The following is a 21,503-nucleotide window of genomic DNA, read 5'->3' on the forward strand; positions in this document are numbered from 1 at the left end:
TAAAAGCACTCCCCGCCGTTCACAGCAGGGAGCGGTAATGACGATTATTGATGAGGGGAAAATTGTGCGTTAAAACCTAACTGATTCAGCAAGGCCGCTGCAGACTGGTCATCACATTCAACAAGTAAGGAAGACCACTCTCTGCGCTCTTTGTAAAACTTACGCAGCTTATCAAACTCCCCGGCCTGCCCTGCTACTTTGCGCAGGGGGGCATCATCACGGCGCACATCATACACCAGATGCGCCAGTCTTTTCAGCGCAGTTTGATCGAGTGGTCCATGCAAGAAAACCCTACTAAATTCAGGAGGAGGGAGCAAAGTATTCAGCGACACCGTTTCTGGTTGCCCGATAAATGCGCTGAAGGCTTCAAATACCTGCGTAGTACCGCGCGCTTTCCCTTCCAGAGTGTAACCCGCAATATGGGGTGTACCAATGTCTGCACGTTCAAGCAGAGCCAGATTCAGGTCTGGCTCACCTTCCCATACATCCAGAACAGTAAAGAGTGACTGGCCATCATTCAGGCAGGCCAGTAACGCTGCATTGTCCACTACCGGGCCACGGCAGGCATTAATTAAAATAGTGCCTGGTTTCAGGCGACGTAGTAACGATTCATCTGCCAGGTGCAGGGTTTTATAAGGCCCGTCTTTAAACAGTGGGGTGTGGAACGTCAGGATATCCGCTTCCTGCACCAGCGTTTCCAGCGGCAGGAAAGCCTCATCATCGCCCCGGTCAGCACGCGGTGGGTCACACAATAATGTTTTAATACCCAGCGCTTCTAAACGTTTTTGTAACCGCCCACCCACATTACCTACCCCAACAATACCGACAGTCCGGTCCTGCAAAGCGAAACCTTCACGCTCAGCCAGCATCAGTAATGCGGAAAAGACATATTCAACCACCGCAATCGCGTTACAACCAGGCGCGGCAGAGAAACCGATACCTGCGCTGGATAACCATGCGCTATCAACATGGTCAGTACCTGCGGTTGCAGTACCCACAAATTTTACTGGCGTACCAGCCAGTAACCCGGCGTTGACTTTGGTGACAGAACGCACCATTAACGCATCAGCACCAGTCAGCGCATCCTCAGGGATTGGGCGACCTGGCACAGACTGAACTTCCCCCAACCGGCTGAACAACGCCTGAGCATAGGGCATATTTTCATCAACGAGGATTTTCACGTTACAGTACCTGTTTATGTGCGGGAAATAACACGTAAGTGTGCCATAATCTTGACCTCAGGCCTATTGCTGTACATGCCGTCTGGCTGAACCGACCTAAAAGATTAAGGATTTGTTATTATGCAACCCATTGTGGGCCATTCACCGCAACCTCCCGGCGAACCGCCAGGTACCCCCAGAACCACACCGCCAGCTGGTGAAGCACCGCTTTCCACTATTCAGCGCACGGTACTGGAACGCCTGATAACCCGCATCATTGCGCTGACTCAGCAACAACCGGCGGAAGTGTGGGCGGCAATGAAGCATGATCTCGGGTTGAAAAATAACACACCAATGCAGTCCCGCCACTTTCCTGCAGCAGAGCAAAACCTGAACCAGCGCCTGGCTGGTGCCCAACAAACCCATGAAACACGCCAGGTTCTGCAACAACTGAATAATTTACTTTCGCAAGGTAATAACCGCCAGGCGGTGAGTAACTATATTCGCCAGGAGTTCGGCCATACTGCGCTCAGCCAGCTCACGCCAGATCAGTTAAAAACAGTGTTAACGGTATTACAAAAAGGCGAAATTGTGGTTCCACAGCCGACCACGCGCCCGGCCACAGAGCGGCCGTTATTACCCGCAGAACACAGCACACTAAATCAACTGGTCAGCAAACTCGCCGCCAGTTCAGGCGAATCTGTAAAAACCATTTGGCAGAATCTGGTTGAACTCAGTGGCGCCAAATCCAGCGAGCAAATTCCTGCCCGCCATTTCCCACAGATGGTGACCTGGCTGCAGGCCAGAGAAACGCTGGCGCATAACCCAGCACCCACATTGCAGGTTATCCAGACGGTGCTAAAACAACCGCTTGAGCACCATGAGTTGCAGCGTATTACGGATACACTGCAGCAGCAGTGGCAGGCCACACCACAGACAGTATTAACAGCCGCTCAAGTTCAGGAAGTGCTGAGCCAAATTTTCTTTATGCGTGCAGAGCGTGGAGCGGTGCAACTGGATGTGCGCAGTATCCAGCCTGTCTATAACCCGTTTATTGCCTTCATATCCGAGCCGCTGAAAGTGATGTCAGCCCGCCCGGGGCTGACATTGTTCGCATTAGTACTGGTCTTTTGCCTGGTGCTACTGGTGCTGTGATGTTTTTTCTGGGCGCAGCGCCAGTGCGATAACAACCATACCAAGTAATGCAGCAATCGCGCCCGCCATGTACACGGATTCATAGCCCATCACCGTAGCCAAAATACCCGTCAGCGGCCCGGCAACACAGTAAGCGATGTCCTGGAAGGCAGAATATCCCCCCAGAGCTGTACCACGCGACTGTGGTGGTACACGCTTAACAACTTCTACCCCCAGCGCAGGGAAAATCAGTGAACACCCTGCTCCGGTCAGAGCCGCACCCACTAGTGCTATTGTTGCTTCAGGAGCCGACCACAGTAGTAACAAGCCCAGGCACTCAACCAGCAACGAAACTAACGCAACATTGACACTACTATAACGGTCAGGCATCCAGCCAAACAGGATACGCACCAGAACAAAAGCCCCACCAAAACCGCTTAAGGTGAACCCCGCCATCCCCCAGCCACGGGAGGCAAAATAGAGTGTGGTAAAGGTGCCGATAACAGCAAACCCAACGCCTTGCAATGCCAGCCCCAATCCCGCAGGCCAGATACGACCAACCACACTCCATAACGGCTGACGTACCCCGCCGTGCGGTTTAACCCCGGCAACTGAACCATTCAACAACCAGGCGATGGCAGGTAATACCAGCGTAATCACACCCAGTACCATGAATCCCCAGCGCTGAAAGATTGCCAGCCCTAAAGGTGCGCCAATTGCGAGTGCACCATAAATTGCCATCCCATTCCACGACATCACTTTCCCCGAACGGTTTGGACCTAATAGCCCCATCCCCCAGGTCAATGTACCGGTAAGCAATTGGCTTTCACCAAACCCCAGCGACAGGCGCCCCAAGAGTAAAAAACTGTATTTAACTACCGGGTGAACAGGTAGCAAAGCAGCGAGTAACCATGCGAATCCGGCCATTGCACAGGCAATCATACCTCTCATGGCGGTCTGTTTAGCTCCGTGCTGGTCTGCCATATGCCCGGCGTACCGCCGAGTCAGCACCGTTGCCAGAAACTGAATACCCACAGCAATGCCCACCAGAGTATTGCCATAACCCAGTTCATGATGAACATACAAAGAAATGACTGGCAGTGGCATGCCGATACACAGGTAAGTCAGGAAAACAGCGCAGGTAAGACGAAATAGTGCAAAATCAGGAAAGGCTGTGTGCAGAGATTGATCCGATGAGGATGTCATGAATATGCTCCAGGTAACCAACGGAGCAAGGGTAAGCAGAGCAAACACATACGCACCCTCCCCCTGGTCTGTCAGGTTGAGTAATGCGTTGGTTCACGTTAAACGCTTACGCAGCTTAAGTAGAAACAAAGCTGTATGATTTAAGCATGCCGGAGCAAAAACGAGATGTCAATCACAGTTTGAGATTGGTGCGTACAAGGATAAAACACGCAACCAGGAGAAGTAACGAAACAGGATAAAATAAAGGGGCAGTCACCCGCCCCTTATACAAAAGACATTAAAACGTCTTTATTTGCTGTATTTACGCATTACCAGTGTGGCGTTGGTGCCGCCAAAACCGAAGCTGTTAGACATAACAGTCGTCAGGTCGCGCTCGACAGGCTCAGTGACAATGTTCATGCCTTCAGCCAGCGGGTCACGTTCGTCGATGTTAATGCTTGGCGCGATAAAGCCGTGTTCCAGCATCAGCAGGCTGTAAATTGCTTCCTGAACCCCTGCCGCACCCAGTGAGTGGCCAGTCATGGCTTTAGTTGCAGACAGCGCAGGGGTGTTTTCGCCAAATACTTCGCGAATCGCACCCAGTTCTTTCACATCACCAACGGGTGTAGACGTACCATGAGTGTTCAGGTAATCGATAGGTGTATCCACACCATCCATTGCCATTCTCATGCAACGCGCTGCGCCTTCGCCAGACGGAGCAACCATATCTGCGCCATCAGACGTTGCGCCGTAACCAACGATTTCCGCATAGATATGAGCGCCACGAGCCAGAGCATGCTCCAGTTCTTCAACCACGACCATACCGCCACCACCAGCGATAACAAAACCATCACGGTGCGCGTCATAAGTACGGGAAGCTTTTTCCGGCGTTTCATTGTATTTGGTAGACAGTGCGCCCATGGCATCGAACTCACAGGCCAGTTCCCAGCACAGTTCTTCACCACCACCAGCGAACACGATGTCTTGCTTACCGAGCTGAATTTGCTCAACCGCATTGCCAATACAGTGTGCAGATGTTGCACAGGCGGAGCTGATAGAGTAGTTCACGCCATGAATTTTGAATGGCGTGGCCAGGCAGGCAGAAACACCAGAGGCCATAGCTTTGGTAACAACGTAGGGGCCAACAGCTTTCAGACCACGAGGGCTGCGCATGGCATCTGCACCAAAGACCTGGAATTTTGGCGAACCGCCACCAGAACCGGCAATCAGCCCAACTCGTGGGTTGTTCTGGTAAACTTCGTCAGCCAGTTTGGCATCTTTAATTGCCTCATCCATGGACAGGTAAGCATAAACAGAGGCGTCACTCATAAAGCGAACGACTTTGCGATCGATTAAGCCTGTGGTATCCAGCTTGACATTACCCCACACGTGGCTACGCATACCGGAATCTTTCAGTTCTTGAGAGAAAGTGATCCCTGAGCGCCCTTCACGCAGAGATGCCAGGACTTCCTGCTGGTTATTACCGATGCTGGAAACGATACCCAGGCCAGTAATCACTGCACGTTTCATTCAATACCTCTTTCACTGCATATTTTAGATTTCGTGTCGCACAATAGCGTACAGTTGTACGCCGAACAAGTCCGATCAGCCATTTTATGCAGATAATTTGCGCCAGCTCAGACTAACCCTTAAGATCGTGGCACCCCGTGTTATACGAGCAACTTACGTGAAACAAAACTGCATACAAACTGCCACACTGGACTTCAATGCTGAGGGTACACCTGTTTCCCGACAATTTGATGACGTCTACTTTTCGAATGACAACGGGCTGGAAGAAACCCGCTATGTTTTCCTCGATGGAAACAGGCTGAAAGACCGGTTTTTCAACCACCATGAAAGCGTGTTTGTGGTGGCTGAAAGCGGTTTTGGAACCGGGCTGAATTTTCTGGCGCTATGGGAACAATTCACCACATTCCATGCCGATAACCCGCAAGCCAGGCTACAGCGGCTGCATTTTATCAGTTTTGAAAAATTTCCGTTACGCCTGGGCGACCTCACAAAAGCCCACCAGCAGTGGCCTCAACTGGCTACATTCGCCACCCAATTGCAGGCGCAGTGGCCTGATGCGGTTGCCGGTTGCCACCGCCTGGTTCTGGATAATGGGCGCGTAACTGTAGATTTGTGGTTTGGCGATATTAATACCAGCCTCACCCAACTTGACTGCACCCTGAATCAGCGTGTTGACGCCTGGTTTCTGGATGGTTTTGCCCCTTCACGTAACCCCGACATGTGGAACCAGGCATTGTTTGACGGCATGGCCCGCATGGCAAAACCAGGGGGAACGATGGCAACGTTCACATCCGCAGGCTTTGTTCGCCGTGGGTTACAGCAGGCGGGTTTTCAGGTTGAAAAACGTAAGGGCTTTGGCCGCAAGCGAGAAATGCTGACCGGTACGCTGGCTGAAGGCATCAGCACACCACTCACTACCCCATGGTATACCCGCCAGGCGGCGAGCTGCCGCGAAACTGCCATTATAGGTGGTGGCATTGCCAGTGCATTATTAAGCCTTGCATTATTGCACCGGGGCTGGGATGTAACCCTGTACTGCGCCGATGACGCGCCAGCACAGGGGGCATCAGGAAACCGCCAGGGCGCTCTTTACCCGTTGCTCAACCAGCATGACCCGGCACTGGCTGCGTTTTTCCCCCATGCGTTCGGGTTTGCCCGGCGGTTATATGACCGCCTGCCTGCAGTTTTCGCCCACGACTGGTGTGGCGTCACTCAACTGGCATGGAACGATAAAAGCACCGACAAACTGGCAAAAATGCTGGATATGCCACTGCCTGAAACACTGATTCATGCTGTCAGCAAAGAAGCGATGCAGGCAACCTGCGGTGTGGAAACCGGGGTTTCTGGTATTTGTTTCCCACAGGGCGGCTGGCTTTGCCCGCAAACTCTGACTCATCAGGTAATTGAGCTGGCTTGCCAGCAAGGCCTGAAAGTGCATTACAACCAGCAGGCTCTGAGCCTGAGCCATAGTGACACCGGCTGGGATATTCACTTCGCCGGAGGCCAGGCTGCGCAGCATAGCTGCCTGGTACTGGCTAATGGCCACAACATTACCCAGTTTGAACAAACGGCTCATCTCCCCGCCTACCCGGTTGCCGGCCAGGTAAGCCATATTCCCACCACACCTGGCTTAGGTGCGCTGAAACAAGTGCTGTGTTATGACGGTTACCTGACACCGGTTGACTCTGCTCGTGGGCAACATTGTATTGGCGCCAGTTACCACCGGGGCCAGTCAGCGGCCAGTTACAGCGAAGAAGACCAGGTGCATAACCGGCAACGCCTGGTTGATTGCCTGCCACAGGCTAAATGGGCTCAGGAAGTCGACACCAGTGCAGGTGATGCCCGGTGTGGTGTGCGCTGTGCCACCCGAGACCATCTCCCTATGGTCGGGAATGTTCCGGATTACGCCGCGTTTATGGGCGACTATGCCTTCAACTCTGCTGAAGACATTGTCTCTTCGCAGCGCCTGCTCCCGGTACACCCTGACTTATTTATGCTCGGCGCACTGGGTTCACGTGGGTTATGCAGTGCACCTCTGGCGGCTGAAATACTGGCAGCACAAATGAGTGCAGAACCATTACCGTCCGACCAGGAAACACTGGCAGCAATGACTCCATCCAGGTTGTGGGTGCGCAAGTGGCTGAAAGGCAGAAAGATAGAGAAGTAAACGCAAGGATTATGCCCGGCACTTTGGCCGGGCTGGCTGGATTATGCTTTGGCCTGGTTCCACAGTTTGTCCCACATTTCCAGAACCAGTACCTGGTCTGGCGGTGACAATTCCCCGGCGCTGATGGCTTTTTCAAGGCTCTGCCCAACATGCAGGTACACCCGCTCGAAGGAGTGGTCATCACCCTGCGCAACTTCGGCAATAGCCAGTGTCAGGTGGCCACGCAAATACCCGCTGGCAAACAATTCATCGTCAGAGGCATGCTCGACCATATCGTCAATGAAACCCAGAATGCGTGCTTCAAACGCTTCAATCATAATATTCTCCTGCTTGGTATGGCGCTCAGCACAAATCTTCGGGCCATGGAAAAGATTCTGCCGTGAAGGGCGCAGAATGATAATACTGCTGTAAGGCGGCAATAAAACGAGCCGGGCGGGCAGGTACGCCTGCAGATAACCAGTGCATCACCTGCTGGTGAACCCGCCGCTGGAACACGATACGGTCAGGCTCAAAATCCCCACTGAGGTTGTCGCAACTGACATTAAATGCAAACCCGGCAGCGACACAGAACATCCATTCCAGTGCCTGGGGTTTCACTTCCACATCTTCAAACTGGTGCTGCGTTGCTTCATCGCGCCCGTCCGGGCAATACCAGTAACCAAAATCAACCAGCTTACGCCGCGCTTCACCGGCAATACACCAGTGTGCAATTTCGTGCAACGCACTGGCATAGTAACCATGCGCAAAAACTACGCGATGGTAAGGGGCTTCGCTGTCTGCAGGCAGATAAATCGGTTCGTCGTCGCCTTTAACCAGGCGGGTATTGTAATCACCGGCAAAACAACCATTAAAAATTTCAATCAGTTGTTCGTAGTGATGTGTTTCCATTACTTCCATTACTGCATACCTAACCAGTGAAGAATTGTTTGCCCGTGGCTGTCGAACAGTAATTTGGCGCTCATCACCGCAGACACCACCACAATCATGGGGCGAATCAGTTTGTGGCCTTTACTCAGCACCAAACGGGAACCCATGCGGGCACCGCAAAACTGCCCGGCCATCATGACAAAGCCGGTGCCCCATACCACTTTGCCGCCAATAATAAACAACAGTAACCCGCCAAGGTTAGAAGTGGCATTGAGCAATTTCGCATGGGCGGTGGCTTTGGCAAGGTTAAACCCGGCCAGTGCAACAAACGCCAACGCATAAAATGAGCCAGCCCCGGGGCCAAAAAAGCCGTCATAAAACCCCACGCACCCACCTGCAACCAGGGCAAATGGCAGCCCGTGCAAGCGGCGTTGTCTGTCTGCTTCGCCAAGGCGTGGCATTAACAAAAAATATAAGCCAATGGCGATAACCAGTATGGGCAGGATCTGGCGCAGAATGTCGGCGTGCATATGTTGCACCAGTAATGCGCCAGATGTGGCGCCAATAAACGTCATCAACACATTCAGTTTTTGGTCGGCGAGGCTCACCACTTTACGGCGAATAAAATAGAGTGATGAAGAAACTGAGCCACCACAGGCCTGTAGCTTATTGGTGGCCAGTGCCTGAGCCGGAGGCAAGCCGGCAGCCAGTAATGCCGGAACCGTCAACAACCCGCCACCACCAGCCAGAGAATCAATAAAACCAGCGAGCATTGCGACAAAAAATAACACCACCAGCACCAGTGGCGAAACCATGAACCACTCCATGTACTTGTCCCTTATAACAATTTTTTATCCAGTAATGCCTGGCAGGATGCCGGTATCGGTGGCGGTGTTTTTTTGCCGGGTTTCACAGCACCAGGTTTAGGCGGCTCAAACCAACTTTGTAGTTCCGCACCACAGCCATCACCGGGTGGTGGTGGTGCCTGGTCAATGCACTCAAGGCTACCAGCCGGGCAGTTCAGGCGCACATGCATATGTGCCCGGTGAGCAAACCAGGGGCGCACTTTGTGCAACCAGGTGCGGTCGGTGCCAGCGGTTTCACACAATTTTTCTTTGATGGCAGGGTTAACAAAAATCCGCGCGACATCGCTGTCTTCAGCAGCCAGTTTTATCAACTGCCCAATTTCCGGCTGCCAGAGCGACTCAACCACATTTTTTCCGCCCGGTGCAACCAAATCCAGAGCCTGAGGTTTTAACAATTGCGCACTGGACCAGCGTACTTTCGGCAGTTGCAGGAAAATATCTACATCCAGGCCACTCTGGTGGCTGGCGTGACCACTACTAAAGCGCCCACCTGCGGCCATGCCCATATCGCCAATCAGTAGTGTTCCCATGCCATGCTGGTGCACGCTGGCAGACAAGCGGCCAATAAAAGCCAGTAAATCAGGGTGACCAAAGTAACGGCGCTGATCAGTGCGCATCACCTGGTAATCATCTGACTGTAACGGCAATGGTTCGGCACCAATAATACAGCCATTGGCATAAGCACCAATTGATTGCGGAGATCCCGCAACCGGATGCGTGATTTTCTGCCAGGGTGTGGCGGCCTGAGCAAGGCCGCACAATAACAAACCAGCTAGTGCTAAGACAGTTCTGTTCATTCGGTATTACCAGCGTGGAAGTGGGCAGGCTACATCCCCATTCTGGGCACGCTGGCGCAACGCGTGGTCCATCAGCACGATTGCCAGCATAGCTTCGGCAATCGGCACAGCACGAATACCCACACAAGGGTCATGGCGACCGCGAGTGACCATCTCAACTTCTTCGCCTGCACGGTTAATCGTTTTACCCGGCACCATAATGCTGGAAGTCGGTTTCAGTGCAATGTTCGCCACGATTTGCTGGCCACTGCTGATGCCACCCAACACGCCACCAGCATGGTTGCTGGTGAAGCCGGACTGAGTAATTTCATCGCGGTTTTCACTGCCACGCAGCCCCACCACGCCAAAACCATCACCAATTTCAACGCCTTTTACTGCGTTAATGCTCATCAGTGCATGAGCAATATCTGCATCCAGGCGGTCGAAAACCGGCTCACCAAAACCCGGTGGTACGTTATCGGCAACCACCGTCACTTTCGCGCCGATTGAGTCCCCTTCTTTCTTGAGCGCACGCATCAGTTCATCAAGTGCAGCCACTTTTTCGGGATCCGGGCAGAAGAACGCATTTTGTTCAACCTGTTCCCAGTCAACGATATCCAGTGGGATATCGCCCATTTGAGAAAGGCAGGCACGCACCACAATACCGAATTTTTCAGCCAGATATTTCTTGGCAATCGCACCAGCGGCAACGCGCATTGCTGTTTCACGAGCAGATGAACGGCCCCCACCACGATAATCGCGCAGGCCATATTTTTGCTCATAGGTGTAATCGGCATGGCCCGGGCGGAATACGTCTTTAATGGCGCTGTAATCCTGAGAACGCTGATCGGTATTTTCGATAAGCAACCCAATGCTGGTTCCGGTGGTGACACCTTCGAATACCCCGGATAAAATTTTTACCTGGTCCGGTTCACGGCGTTGTGTGGTGTAACGCGATGTTCCCGGACGACGGCGGTCCAGGTCATGTTGCAAATCCGCTTCAGTGAGCGAAATACCCGGCGGGACGCCATCAACAATACAGCCCAACGCCAACCCATGTGACTCACCAAAAGTGGTTACACGGAATACCTGTCCAATAGTATTACCTGCCATCACGGCTCCTTACCGTTGTTATCGTTTCAAGGGGCAATTGTGGGCCAGACAGCCCACAGCAGATTAATCTTTATAAATACTGAAATGTTCATGCGCGGCAATAAGCTGTGCTTTGGTCAGCATAAAGACGCCATCACCGCCGTTATCAAATTCAAGCCAGGTGAAGGGGACATCCGGGTATTGTTCTGCCAGATGTACCATGCTGTTGCCGACTTCACAAATCAGAATACCGCCGTCAGCCAGGTAGTCCGGGGAACAGGCCAGTATCCGGCGCGCCAGTTTCAGGCCATCAGTGCCCGCCGCCAGTCCCAGTTCAGGCTCAAAGCGGTACTCGCCCGGCAAATCCGACATATCTTCTGCGTCAACATACGGCGGGTTGGTCACAATAATGTCGTACTGCACTTTGGGTAAATCACGGAACAGGTCAGAGCGAATCGGGGTTACCTGGTGTTCCAGCCCGTGTTCTGCAATGTTGCGCTCCGCCACAGCCAGTGCATCCGGGGAGATATCCACTGCATCCACTTCAGCTTCCGGGAATGCGTAAGCGCAGGCAATAGCAATACACCCGCTGCCTGTGCACATATCCAGAATATGTGCCGGCTCGCCATCCGTCAGACCGGCAAAATGTGTGTTGATCAGTTCACCAATTGGCGAACGCGGCACCAGTACCCGTTCATCGACATAGAACTCGTGGCCGCAGAACCAGGCTTTATTGGTCAGGTAGGCAACCGGTATACGCTCATTTACACGGCGAATCACCCGTTCAACAATGCGGTGACGTTCGCTGGATGTCAGGCGGCACTGGCGCATATCTTCAGGGATATCCAGTGGCAGGTAGAGGGTTGGGAGCACCAGTTGTACGGCTTCATCCCACGGGTTATCCGTGCCGTGCCCGTACCAAATATTCGCCGCGCTAAAACGGCTGACGGCCCAACGCAGCATATCCTGAATAGTGTGCAGTTCACTGACTGCCTCTTCGACAAAAATTTTATCCACATGCCCTCCGCAGGCCGTTAGCGCTGTTGTTTCGGCCGCTAGTTTGCCACGAACCAGGCGATAAATCAGCAACAGGGCATCCCCCAGAGCTGAAATTGGCGGTTTTATTTAATTGCAACCATTAAAGCAGGTAAACTGGCAGGTATTGCATGACAGGAATGAAACGATATGAAGAAAAAAGCGCAGTTGAGTACGGAAGACCAGGCGCTGTTCCGTGAGTTAATGCGCGGCACCCGTAAACTGGCTCAGGACACAATTGTTCATCGCCCGGTACGCAAAAAAATCACTGAAATGCCGGTAAAACGCCTGGTACAGGAACAAGTTGACGCCAGCCACTATTTTTCAGATGAATTTCAGCCGCTGCTTTCCAGTGAAGGGCCGATGCGTTATGTCCGCGAAGATGTCAGCCATTTTGAGCTGAAAAAACTGCGCCGCGGTGATTACACGCCAGATTTGATGCTGGATTTACACGGGTTAACGCAACTGCAGGCAAAACAAGAGTTAGGGGCGTTAATTGCAGCCTGCCGCCGGGAACATGTGTATTGCGCCTGCGTAATGCACGGGCACGGGAAACATATTCTGAAGCAACAAACCCCATTGTGGCTGGCCCAGCACCCGCACGTTATGGCTTTTCACCAGGCTCCCAAAGAGTGGGGTGGCGATGCGGCATTGCTGGTGTTGATTGAAGTGGATGAGTGGCAGCCACCTGAACTTCCCTGAGCCCAGAAACACGTAGAGCCGGCAAGCGGCTCTTAAGTGTTCAGGCATTAAATTGCTTTTGCCACTTTCAAATTACACGGACTGATTTGCCATTCGAATGCCCCTTTGCCCGTTTCCGGCGCAATAGTGACGGAAGCAATCGCCGATGTGCAGAACATCGGAGGCGTTTCCTCTGGGCACAGTTCTGATACAAGGTACCCCACCAATGGCAGGTGAGAAATAACCAGCACTGACTTTTCACCCTGCTCTGCAAGCGCCTGGAGATAACACCCTACCAGACCCACATCGCCGCAAGGCGTTAATTCAGGCATTGTCTCTTTCTCGCCAGGCAGAGAAAGTTGCTGACTCACAACATCCAGTGTTTGCTCCGCACGTAAAAATGGACTCACCAAAACACGTCCAATTTCTACCTGCTGACCTTTTAACCAGGTCGCCATCATTTGCGTTTCGTCGATCCCCACCTGAGTGAGAGGACGAACCGAATCACTGGCGGCATCGAGCGCCGCGTCGCCATGACGCATGATAAAAACTTGCATATTGCACCGCTTTTGTTAACCAGAAACACCTGCTCACCCCGCACGAAACCAACCGCAATCCGTACGCGCTAACAGGGGGTCGGGCATTGTGCCTTATCCATACATCAAATTGAACGGTGTGTTTTACCGCATTGCTGTAAGGATAGTCAATATCCGTTTATAAAATAACCACACTGTCGTTATTTGCAGTCACTTTTACAAAAACTTAGAGTTCTCTGTCACTGGACAGGTTCATTTTTTCGCCAAAAAAACTCACCATCTTTTGCCATTTGTTGCAAAAGCCCACACGGCGTAAACCTTTCACCATAGCGTTCAGCAAGCTGAGTCAGACGGCTGACGACTTCACTTGCCCCAAGGCTGTCCATGTAGCGAAATGGCCCACCAAGAAAAGGCGGAAAACCGATACCAAACACCGCGCCAATATCACCATCACGCGCAGAACGCAGCACGTTCTCATCCAGGCAACGGGCAGCTTCATTCAGCATCAAAAACAGACAGCGCTGCGCTATTTCTTCACCCGGTTTATTCACCCGTGGCGTTACCCCCAGCACAGAATAAATAGATGTATCTGGTTGTTTTTTATTAGCTTTAAATGGATTTTTGTGTTTCGCCTGATACAGGTAGAAACCCCGTCCATTTTTACGCCCTTTGCGGTCATCACCTAAAATTGCGCTAACCGCAGATTGCGGTGCGGCAAAACGCTCACCATAAGCGGCTTCCAGAACCGGCATAATTTTCGTGCCGATATCAATACCCACTTCGTCCAGCAACTGTAGTGGTCCAACAGGAAACCCTTTTTTAACCAGGGCATTATCAATATGTTCGATGGGCTCACCCTCAGCCAGGCAACGTATCGCTTCGTTAATATAAGGGGCGAGAATACGGTTCACATAAAACCCGGCGCAGTCGCCCACAACTATCGGCGTTTTTCCCTGTTTTTTGGCCAGGGCTACCACAGTGGAAACCACTTCCGCATCTGTACCAGCATGAGGGATAACTTCCACCAACGGCATTTTATCTACCGGGCTGAAATAGTGTAGCCCGATAACCCTACCCGGCGCACCTGCCTCCCGGGCTATCTCTGCGATGGGTAATGACGATGTATTTGAGGCAAAGATAGTGCCTGGTGCACAGTGTTCTTCGATTTCACTGACCATTTTTTGCTTCAGTGCCAAATCTTCAAATACTGCCTCAATCACCAACTGACACTGGCCAAAGCCACGGTAATCGGTGCCACCGGAAATACGTGCCATTTGCAGATTACGCTCGGAAGCCGTCAGGTGGCGACGGCGGACTTTTTTATCCAGCATCGACCAGGCATATTGCAGAGCGTGGTTAATACCTTTGTCATTGATATCTTTAATGCGCACCGGCAGCCCGGCTTTAGTTGCGCTCACACTGGCAATACCGCCGCCCATCAACCCACCACCCAATATCCCCACTCGCTTAACGCTGACTGGTGGAGTGGCGCTCCCCGGGTCTTTTTTCAAATCAGTGCTGGCAAAAAACAGGCTGCGCAGTGCCGCCGATTCAGGCGTCATTGCCAGCTCACCAAATGCCTGTGCTTCCGCAGCAAGGCCGTTCGCCATGCCAGAAGATAAGCCGGTTTCCATCACATCAAGAATGCGCTCTGCTGCCGGGTAGTTGCCCTGAGTCTTTGCCAGGGTCTTTTTACGGGCAGTATTAAAAATAAGCGTTCGTGCCAGCTTCCCCGTTAACAAACGAGTTTTCAACGGTAGCAGTTGTGCGGGTTGTGGGCCTTTTTTTGCCAGGGAAACCGCCGTTGCCAACAAAATACTTTGCGGGACGACATCATCAACCAGGCCACATTTTTTGGCCTGCCGTGGGCGCAACGATTTCCCTGTCAGGATCATGTCCAGTGCGCCTGGCAGCCCTATCAGGCGCGGCAGGCGTTGTGTACCTCCTGACCCCGGCAATAAACCTAATTGCACTTCAGGCAAGCCTAACTGGGTTTGCGAGGAATCTGAACATACCCGGCTGTGGCAGGCCAGCGCCAGCTCCAGGCCACCGCCAAGGCAGGCGCCATGAATAGCCGCAACAACAGGAACTCGTAAGCTACTTAATTCCGCCATGACTTGCTGCCCGGCTCGGGCCAACTGACTGGCCTCCCCGGCGGTCTGGCAGGCTTCAATCATGCGAATATCTGCCCCGGCAACAAAGTTATCTGGTTTACCGGAAACCAGCACCACACCTTCCAGTTCATTCAGTGTGTTCAGTTCACTCAGCAAATTTTTTACTTCATTAACAAACTCCGCCCGCAGGGTATTCATTTTTTCGCCCGGGACATCAATAGTCACAATGGCAATATTGTCCGGGCCCACCACCAGGTTAAATGCGGAAATCTGTTCCATTATTCGCTCTCCAGTACCATTGCCGCACCAAGCCCACCCGCTGCACAGGCCGTGACCAGCCCAAGCCCACCGCCACGACGGCGTAATTCATTGAGTGTCTGCGTAATCATTCGTGTGCCTGTTGCTGCAAAGGGGTGCCCGTAGGCCAGCGAACCGCCCAGCACATTAAATTTGTCCATATCGACCTCGCCGGTTGCCCCACTCTGCCCCAGCACTTCCCGGCAAAATTTATCGCTGGCGAGGCACTTCAGGTTCGTCAATGTTTGTGCGGCAAAGGCTTCGTGCATATCAAACAGTGTCAGGTCGGCAAGTGTTATTCCTGCCCTGGAGAGTGCCAGCGGCGTGGACCAGGCAGGCCCCAGCAACATGTCCTGCCAGACATCAATTGCGGTAAACGCATAGCTGCGCAGGTAGCCTAATGGTTGTAAACCCAGTGATTTCGCCTGTGACTCCGCCATCATAATGACAGCCGAGGCACCGTCAGTCAGCGGCGTGCTGTTTGCTGCAGTAACACTGCCATGTTTGCGATCAAAGGCCGGGCGCAGGCGGGCATAATCTGCCAGAGAGGTTTCCGGGCGAATATTATTATCCTGGTGAAAAGCGGCTTTATAAGGAGGAATAAAGGCGGTCATGACCTCATCATTCAACTTGCCCTCCTGCCAGGCAAGCGCGGCAAGCTGGTGTGAACGGTAAGCCAGGGCATCCTGATCTTCACGTGAAATACTGTGCGTTTTGGCCATTTGTTCCGCGGTGTCCCCCATGCGTAAGCCAGTGGAGTATTCCGCAACAGCAGGAGGGACAGGCATCAGGTCACGCAGGCGCAGGCGGGAAAAAAGCTTAAGGCGTTGCGCGACTGAACGCGTTTTCGTGATATCAACCAACGTTTTTGCCAGCTTACGGCTCACCCCTATGGGCAGAACAGAAGATGAATCCGCCCCGCCCGCAACACCAGTATGAATGGTGCCAACCATAATACTTTCGGCGATATTAGCAACGGCCTGGAAACTGGTGGCACAGGCGCGGCTTACGCTGTATGCATCCGTATGAACTGACATCCCGGTTCCCAGGACAATTTCCCGGGCGATATTGGGTGCTTCCGGCATTTGTACAACCTGGCCGAATACCAACTGTTGAACCAGTTGCGGGTCTATTTCATTGCGAGTGAGTAGTTCACTCACCACCATTTTTCCCAGATCAACAGCGGGTATACCATGAAACGCAGTAGCCTGGCGTGCGAACGGTGTTCTTAACCCGGCAATAAATGCAATACGATCCCCCTGGCGTGTAACCAGTGGCAGCGGCTGTTTCATAAGGCTCCCCGAATAGAATAATTAGCGCAAAGTGGTCTGACCTGATAAAAGTTTTAACCAAATTTTTACACTACGCCAACTGCAATAAGGGAAAAGTGCGAGGCAAAACACGAAATTGCACTGGAGGGCAACTCGCGAGGAATGTGCACACTACCCGGAGGTAGTGTGCAGACAGGCGTAATTAAGGTATTCGCCACCGAAAATAACGGCCCCCCCGTTTTCGGCAAACCCGCGGCTTAACGTAAACCAAGCTGGAAAATGAGTGATTCAGCCTGGCAGCTAAATACAAACTGCATATCCAGCCGAACACCACCGGCTTCATCTTGCATGGATGAGGTTATCTGGCAAGGTTCCGATTCCACTGCACGCGCTTTGGCCTCCAGGCTTTCACGCATCTGCTCAGCTTCTGCTTTGGAGTCAAAAACCCGGCTCCACGTGGCAACAGAATCGGTGTTGTCCATAATTGTGCCCACATCAACACAGCAACATACTGGCGTTTCTTGCGCTTTATTCTGGCTCATTACACTCTCCTTTCGCTTTGGCCTGAGGAAACTGAAACACTGTTTATAGTTTATGAGGCCCGGGAGCACACCTCCAGTGCTTGTATGCTTTGGTTACTGATAGTGATTAAAATCACACATCATTTTGATGCAAAACAAACCAGAGTTATTCACTTGACGGAATCTGCCCTGTTTTTTGCTATGGAGCTCGCGTTTTATTAAACATATTTGAAAAATATTATAAACAAACTTGCAACATAGTTACTGGTCAGACCTATACTCTCGCCACTGGTCTGATTTCTCTGTACATCGTCAGACCCTACACTTCGCGCTCCTGTTACCATATGTAACATTGTTTGAATAACAATAATTGATGAGAATGAGGTTTTGGGTATGAGTCAGAAACCCCGTTTTACCAAATGTGCTCTTGCAATTGCAGTGGCTGTCGTATCAACTCAGGCCTGGTCAGCAGGCTTTCAGTTAAATGAATTTTCTTCTTCTGGCCTTGGCCGGGCATATTCCGGTGAAGGCGCCATTGGCGACAACGCAGGGTCCGCCAGCCGTAACCCGGCAACTATCATGCTGTTTGATCGCCCGGCGATGTCTTTGGGCGCTGTGTTTGTTGATCCGGGCGTTGATATTTCTGGTAAGTCTCCCAGCGGCCAGAGCCTTGATGCCAAAAACATCGCGCCGACAGCCTGGGTGCCCAATTTCCATTTTGTCGCACCAATCAATGACCAGTTCGGTTGGGGGGCATCCATTACTTCCAATTATGGTCTCGCGACCGAATACAGTAATGATTATGCCGCTGGTACTATGGGCGGTAAAACAGACCTGGAAACCCTTAACCTGAATTTAAGCGGTGCCTACCGCCTGAACCAGCACTGGAGTTTTGGCTTAGGGTTTGACGCCGTATTTGCCAAAGCAAAAATTGAACGTTATGCCGGGGATGCGGGCCTGATGGCTGCAGCACAATACCCGGCTTACGCACAGTATTTAAACGTTCCGGCAGATACCCAGATTGCTCACCTGAAAGGGGATGCCTGGGGCTTTGGCTGGAACGCCGGTATTTTGTACGAGCTGGATAAAAACAACCGCTACGGCTTTACATACCGCTCTGAAGTTAAAATTGACTTCGACGGCAACTATAAAAGCTCTCTGCCGCCGTCCAGCGCACTGCCCAGTAACCTGCAGGCTATCTATGCTGGTATGGGCTTACCCGCCGGAACCAACGGGCAAACTGTCGATGGTTCTTTAACACTAAACCTGCCAGAAATGTGGGAGTTATCAGGGTATAACCGTGTTGCACCGAAATGGGCGGTTCACTACAGCCTGACATATACCAGTTGGAGCCAGTTCCAGGAGCTGAAAGCAACGGGTAACGACGGCGGCGTTCTGTTCCAGAAAGATGAAAAGTTCAAAGATGCGTGGCGTATTGCTCTGGGGACAACCTACTATCTGGATGATAGCTGGACACTGCGTACCGGTATCGCCTTCGATGACAGCCCGGTACCAGCCTCAACCCGTTCCATCTCCATTCCTGACCAGGACCGTTTGTGGCTGAGCGCAGGGGCAACTTATGCCATCACACCGGATGCATCTGTGGATGTTGGCGTATCTTACATGCACGGTCAGCACGTTACTATTGAGGAAGGCCCTTACAAGTTTGAATCTGATGGTAAGGCCTGGCTGTATGGCGCTAACTTCAACTACCGTTTCTGATTTACCAGCCCTGATATAACGAGAAAGGGTGAGCACTGGCTCACCCTTTTTTCTTTTATATAGCTATTTGTATATAGCGATTTGGCTCGTTATTCAAACTACTATCAACCACGGCAAACACCCCGGCCAGCAATTATTGTGAGTCGATATCTTTCAGGTCATCCTGAATAGCGGCGGCATTCGGGTTCACTTCAGGCTTCAGTTTGCCGCCACGGGCAATAAAGTCATAACGCTGGAAGTAGGCTTCACGCACCATCACGTAAGGGTCGCTGGACTGGCGCAACAGGCCGTCGGAATCCAGTAACTGCGCGCGGGTTTCAATACCTTCAATAGTCCATTTACCAATAGACATCGGCCAGGTCAGCCATGAAAGCACCGGGTACAGGTCATCAACAAACTGCCCGCCATCTTCACGTATGGTAAAGCTCCCATAGAAAGGCAGTTCTACATATGGCCCGTAGCCCATGCCGTAATGCCCAAGGGTGCTCCCGAAGCGGTGCGGTACTTCGCGCTGGAGTTTGGGGTTAGCCATACCCGCCACATCCATAAACCCGCCCATCCCCAACAAGGTATTCAGGAAGAAACGCGTAAAATGCACGAAGCCTTTATACGGGTCGCCCTGCAGGAAGTAGTTCACCATAGTAGCCGGTTCTTCAAGGTTGCTGGTGAAGTTGCTTAAACCATTACGGGCAGGTTGCGGGACATAATCACGCCAGGCAACAGCGACAGGACGAACCACATAAGGATCCAGCACATCATAGTTGAAGGTAAACATCGTGCGGTTGAAACCTTCCAGAGGATCTGAGCGCCCCTGTTCATCAGGATGGCTGGCGCACCCGGCCAGAACCGTAACCGCCATCGCCAGGCTGGTCAGGCGAAAATTCATAGGTGTCTCCCTGTTAAATAGCGCAACCACTTATAAGGTGGCAGTGTTGGGCCAAGGATTCTGGTTGTTGCATTAATAGTAGCCGTATAAGAAAAATCATACCGGGATTACGGAAAAGTAAAGCCGCAAAAAACCACACTGATTACTTTTTTTATACGGATATAACAGCCGTGATTCGCACTCCGGGCATGTTTTTTTGCTGTTACCAGAATGAAAATATGTTGCGATTGTAACATCCTTACTTATTAAGTCTACGCACCGGGTGCTGTGTTTAGTCCGATTAATCTGCATTTTTGCGCCATTCAGACGCAGCCACTACGCTTATATTCTGAACGTTTTGCAGGGAGTAACAACGATGCAGGATAAGCCTTCCCAACCTGATGACGACCGTTTACAGGTAGACAGCAAAGAACGGGCGAGTGGTTCAGATATTGTGGTGGATGAAGCAGACCTGCCGTCCCGGGCGATGGCAACCCATGAAAGTATTCGCCAGGAAGGGGAAAAAGAGCTGGAGCGGGAGCCGCTGGCTTTGTTCTGGTCTGGCGTTGCCGCAGGTTTATCCATGGGAGCTTCTTTTCTGGCAAGGGGATTATTCACCCGCTATCTGGAAGGGATCCCGGGGCATTTTTTACTGGAAAACCTTGGTTATTCCTTCGGCTTTATGATTGTTATTTTAGCCCGCCAGCAATTGTTTACTGAAAATACCGTTACTGCTGTTTTACCCGTGATGCAACTGCCCACCCGCAGTAATATTTTGCTGCTGTTACGCTTGTGGGGGGTTGTCCTTGCCGGGAATTTAATTGGTACAGTGGTGGTCGCCTTTACGTTTTCTGTTATGCCCGGTTTTGACGCTCCCACCCAGGAAGCCTTCCTCGCTTCTGGCCTGGAGATTATGCATAAATCCCCAGGAGAGATGCTGGCCAGCGCTATGCTGGCAGGCTGGATTATCGCAACCATGGTATGGATGTTACCCGCCGCCGGTTCAGCCAAAATTGTGGTGATTATTTTGATGACATGGCTGATGGCCTTAAGCCATACCGCGCATATTGTGGTGGGTTCAGTGGAAATTCTCTACCTTGCCATGCGCGATGTGATTCCCTGGCACGACTTTTTCTGGCCGTTTGCCCTGCCCACACTGGCCGGAAACATACTGGGTGGTACCTTTATTTTTGCCCTGCTAAGCCATGTACAAATTCGCAACGACCGCGCGGCAATACCGGCCAAACACCCTCGGGGCAAAGAGCCATGGAGATTTAAAAAACCCCGACGCTGAGCCGCTTAGTGGCGAGTTATTAAGCAAACAAACCGCTAAGCGCTTAACGTGGCGGCGAAAACGGGTATACTACTGCCGCCCGTCCCCATAGTTAAATGGATATAACGAGCCCCTCCTAAGGGCTAGTTGCAGGTTCGATTCCTGCTGGGGACGCCAGTTATCCTTCTTGCTCTGCTCATAGTCTGAACAGCTACAAGTGCATGTATAAGCACCAGAGCACAATACTCGCCCTTAGCTTTTGCTCTTTTCATAACAACAATATTCGTCTGGCATACTACTCAGGAATAGTATATTGATCCTGCGCATACATTGTGCTTTATTATAAGATATTCGTTATTTAACCGGTAATTACTTTCTTACTGCATCTATATTAGGCATTAAGATTCATCC

Annotated in this window: 19 protein-coding genes and 1 tRNA gene; 6 read left to right on the forward strand and 14 right to left on the reverse strand. The window is 51.9% G+C overall.

The genetic code is table 11. The annotated features are described in order from the left end of the window. Positions 1-44 precede the first annotated feature (44 nt). Positions 45-1,181 carry a 4-phosphoerythronate dehydrogenase PdxB gene (gene pdxB / locus DT73_RS23435; RefSeq protein WP_036116061.1) on the reverse strand — a complete coding sequence of 379 codons (1,137 nt, stop codon included), beginning with the start codon at positions 1,179-1,181 and terminating at the stop codon, positions 45-47. 120 nt (positions 1,182-1,301) lie between these two features. Between pdxB and flk the strand changes: the two genes are divergently transcribed. Further along, positions 1,302-2,315 carry a flagella biosynthesis regulator Flk gene (flk, locus tag DT73_RS23440; RefSeq protein ID WP_036116064.1) on the forward strand — a complete coding sequence of 338 codons (1,014 nt, stop codon included), beginning with the start codon at positions 1,302-1,304 and terminating at the stop codon, positions 2,313-2,315. Here flk and DT73_RS23445 read toward each other — a convergent pair. Then, positions 2,301-3,500 (reverse strand): MFS transporter, encoded by a 1,200-nt coding sequence (locus tag DT73_RS23445; protein ID WP_036116066.1) that lies wholly within the window; start codon positions 3,498-3,500, stop codon positions 2,301-2,303. The genes flk and DT73_RS23445 overlap by 15 nt on opposite strands. A 288-nt stretch (positions 3,501-3,788) precedes the next feature. Continuing rightward, a complete protein-coding gene (gene fabB, locus DT73_RS23450; protein WP_036116071.1) occupies positions 3,789-5,009 on the reverse strand; it encodes a beta-ketoacyl-ACP synthase I in 1,221 nt (406 codons plus the stop codon). A 157-nt stretch (positions 5,010-5,166) separates the two neighbouring features. Here fabB and mnmC point away from each other — a divergent pair, with 157 nt between their 5' ends. Further along, positions 5,167-7,176 (forward strand): bifunctional tRNA (5-methylaminomethyl-2-thiouridine)(34)-methyltransferase MnmD/FAD-dependent 5-carboxymethylaminomethyl-2-thiouridine(34) oxidoreductase MnmC, encoded by a 2,010-nt coding sequence (mnmC, locus tag DT73_RS23455; protein ID WP_036116074.1) that lies wholly within the window; start codon positions 5,167-5,169, stop codon positions 7,174-7,176. A gap of 41 nt (positions 7,177-7,217) precedes the next feature. Here mnmC and DT73_RS23460 read toward each other — a convergent pair whose 3' ends face one another. From DT73_RS23460 to prmB, 6 genes are all read right to left on the reverse strand, one after another. Then, a complete protein-coding gene (locus tag DT73_RS23460) occupies positions 7,218-7,493 on the reverse strand; it encodes a YfcL family protein (protein ID WP_036116076.1) in 276 nt (91 codons plus the stop codon). A gap of 25 nt (positions 7,494-7,518) precedes the next feature. Beyond that, on the reverse strand, positions 7,519-8,064 hold the full coding sequence (locus DT73_RS23465) for an elongation factor P hydroxylase (protein ID WP_036116450.1): 546 nt from the start codon (positions 8,062-8,064) through the stop codon (positions 7,519-7,521). Positions 8,065-8,072: 8 nt separating this feature from the next. Then, entirely contained in the window at positions 8,073-8,870 is a 798-nt protein-coding gene (locus tag DT73_RS23470) for a sulfite exporter TauE/SafE family protein (RefSeq protein ID WP_036116079.1), read from the reverse strand. A gap of 11 nt (positions 8,871-8,881) precedes the next feature. Then, a complete protein-coding gene (gene mepA / locus DT73_RS23475; protein ID WP_036116080.1) occupies positions 8,882-9,706 on the reverse strand; it encodes a penicillin-insensitive murein endopeptidase in 825 nt (274 codons plus the stop codon). 6 nt (positions 9,707-9,712) lie between these two features. After that, positions 9,713-10,798 carry a chorismate synthase gene (gene aroC, locus DT73_RS23480; protein ID WP_036116081.1) on the reverse strand — a complete coding sequence of 362 codons (1,086 nt, stop codon included), beginning with the start codon at positions 10,796-10,798 and terminating at the stop codon, positions 9,713-9,715. Positions 10,799-10,861: 63 nt separating this feature from the next. Then, on the reverse strand, positions 10,862-11,794 hold the full coding sequence (prmB, locus tag DT73_RS23485) for a 50S ribosomal protein L3 N(5)-glutamine methyltransferase (protein ID WP_036116453.1): 933 nt from the start codon (positions 11,792-11,794) through the stop codon (positions 10,862-10,864). Positions 11,795-11,962: 168 nt separating this feature from the next. Here prmB and smrB point away from each other — a divergent pair, with 168 nt between their 5' ends. Beyond that, positions 11,963-12,514: an endonuclease SmrB gene (gene smrB, locus DT73_RS23490; RefSeq protein ID WP_036116083.1), complete on the forward strand. Its 552-nt coding sequence runs from the start codon at positions 11,963-11,965 to the stop codon at positions 12,512-12,514. Positions 12,515-12,561: 47 nt separating this feature from the next. Here the strand turns inward: smrB and sixA are convergent, their stop codons facing one another. The 4 genes from sixA to DT73_RS23510 all read right to left on the reverse strand — a co-directional run bounded on the left by sixA (position 12,562) and on the right by DT73_RS23510 (position 17,253). Then, positions 12,562-13,050: a phosphohistidine phosphatase SixA gene (sixA, locus tag DT73_RS23495; protein WP_036116087.1), complete on the reverse strand. Its 489-nt coding sequence runs from the start codon at positions 13,048-13,050 to the stop codon at positions 12,562-12,564. A 218-nt stretch (positions 13,051-13,268) separates the two neighbouring features. Next, complete coding sequence (gene fadJ, locus DT73_RS23500) at positions 13,269-15,422, reverse strand: fatty acid oxidation complex subunit alpha FadJ (RefSeq protein ID WP_036116093.1); 2,154 nt, start codon at positions 15,420-15,422, stop codon at positions 13,269-13,271. Continuing rightward, positions 15,422-16,732 (reverse strand): acetyl-CoA C-acyltransferase FadI, encoded by a 1,311-nt coding sequence (fadI, locus tag DT73_RS23505; protein ID WP_036116095.1) that lies wholly within the window; start codon positions 16,730-16,732, stop codon positions 15,422-15,424. Before fadI ends, fadJ begins: the two co-directional genes overlap by 1 nt. 236 nt (positions 16,733-16,968) lie before the next feature. Beyond that, positions 16,969-17,253, reverse strand: a complete 285-nt coding sequence (locus tag DT73_RS23510; RefSeq protein WP_036116098.1) for a YfcZ/YiiS family protein — start codon at positions 17,251-17,253, stop codon at positions 16,969-16,971. Between the two features lie 372 nt (positions 17,254-17,625). Between DT73_RS23510 and fadL the strand changes: the two genes are divergently transcribed. After that, positions 17,626-18,954 (forward strand): long-chain fatty acid transporter FadL, encoded by a 1,329-nt coding sequence (gene fadL / locus DT73_RS23515; RefSeq protein WP_036116099.1) that lies wholly within the window; start codon positions 17,626-17,628, stop codon positions 18,952-18,954. A 133-nt stretch (positions 18,955-19,087) separates the two neighbouring features. Here the strand turns inward: fadL and mlaA are convergent, their stop codons facing one another. Continuing rightward, positions 19,088-19,840 (reverse strand): phospholipid-binding lipoprotein MlaA, encoded by a 753-nt coding sequence (gene mlaA, locus DT73_RS23520; protein ID WP_036116100.1) that lies wholly within the window; start codon positions 19,838-19,840, stop codon positions 19,088-19,090. A 355-nt stretch (positions 19,841-20,195) separates the two neighbouring features. On the opposite strand from mlaA, the gene DT73_RS23525 reads away from it, so the two are divergent. After that, positions 20,196-21,113, forward strand: coding sequence for a formate/nitrite transporter family protein (locus DT73_RS23525; RefSeq protein WP_036116101.1), 918 nt, complete (start codon positions 20,196-20,198; stop codon positions 21,111-21,113). An 81-nt stretch (positions 21,114-21,194) separates the two neighbouring features. After that, positions 21,195-21,269, forward strand: a tRNA-Arg gene (locus tag DT73_RS23530). The last annotated feature ends 234 nt before the right edge of the window (positions 21,270-21,503 follow it).

Source organism: Mangrovibacter sp. MFB070 (genome assembly GCF_000705335.1).
Taxonomy (GTDB): domain Bacteria; phylum Pseudomonadota; class Gammaproteobacteria; order Enterobacterales; family Enterobacteriaceae; genus Mangrovibacter; species Mangrovibacter plantisponsor.

Excerpts from the sequence above, each read along its gene's own strand:
- flk (WP_036116064.1), top strand. The coding sequence starts at position 1,302 with ATGCAACCCATTGTGGGCCATTCACCGCAACCTCCCGGCGAACCGCCA.
- DT73_RS23445 (WP_036116066.1), bottom strand. The coding sequence starts at position 3,500 with ATGACATCCTCATCGGATCAATCTCTGCACACAGCCTTTCCTGATTTT.
- fabB (WP_036116071.1), bottom strand. The coding sequence starts at position 5,009 with ATGAAACGTGCAGTGATTACTGGCCTGGGTATCGTTTCCAGCATCGGT.
- DT73_RS23460 (WP_036116076.1), bottom strand. The coding sequence starts at position 7,493 with ATGATTGAAGCGTTTGAAGCACGCATTCTGGGTTTCATTGACGATATG.
- DT73_RS23465 (WP_036116450.1), bottom strand. The coding sequence starts at position 8,064 with ATGGAAACACATCACTACGAACAACTGATTGAAATTTTTAATGGTTGT.
- DT73_RS23470 (WP_036116079.1), bottom strand. The coding sequence starts at position 8,870 with ATGGAGTGGTTCATGGTTTCGCCACTGGTGCTGGTGGTGTTATTTTTT.
- mepA (WP_036116080.1), bottom strand. The coding sequence starts at position 9,706 with ATGAACAGAACTGTCTTAGCACTAGCTGGTTTGTTATTGTGCGGCCTT.
- aroC (WP_036116081.1), bottom strand. The coding sequence starts at position 10,798 with ATGGCAGGTAATACTATTGGACAGGTATTCCGTGTAACCACTTTTGGT.
- smrB (WP_036116083.1), top strand. The coding sequence starts at position 11,963 with ATGAAGAAAAAAGCGCAGTTGAGTACGGAAGACCAGGCGCTGTTCCGT.
- sixA (WP_036116087.1), bottom strand. The coding sequence starts at position 13,050 with ATGCAAGTTTTTATCATGCGTCATGGCGACGCGGCGCTCGATGCCGCC.
- fadJ (WP_036116093.1), bottom strand. The coding sequence starts at position 15,422 with ATGGAACAGATTTCCGCATTTAACCTGGTGGTGGGCCCGGACAATATT.
- fadI (WP_036116095.1), bottom strand. The coding sequence starts at position 16,732 with ATGAAACAGCCGCTGCCACTGGTTACACGCCAGGGGGATCGTATTGCA.
- DT73_RS23510 (WP_036116098.1), bottom strand. The coding sequence starts at position 17,253 with ATGAGCCAGAATAAAGCGCAAGAAACGCCAGTATGTTGCTGTGTTGAT.
- fadL (WP_036116099.1), top strand. The coding sequence starts at position 17,626 with ATGAGTCAGAAACCCCGTTTTACCAAATGTGCTCTTGCAATTGCAGTG.
- mlaA (WP_036116100.1), bottom strand. The coding sequence starts at position 19,840 with ATGAATTTTCGCCTGACCAGCCTGGCGATGGCGGTTACGGTTCTGGCC.
- DT73_RS23525 (WP_036116101.1), top strand. The coding sequence starts at position 20,196 with ATGCAGGATAAGCCTTCCCAACCTGATGACGACCGTTTACAGGTAGAC.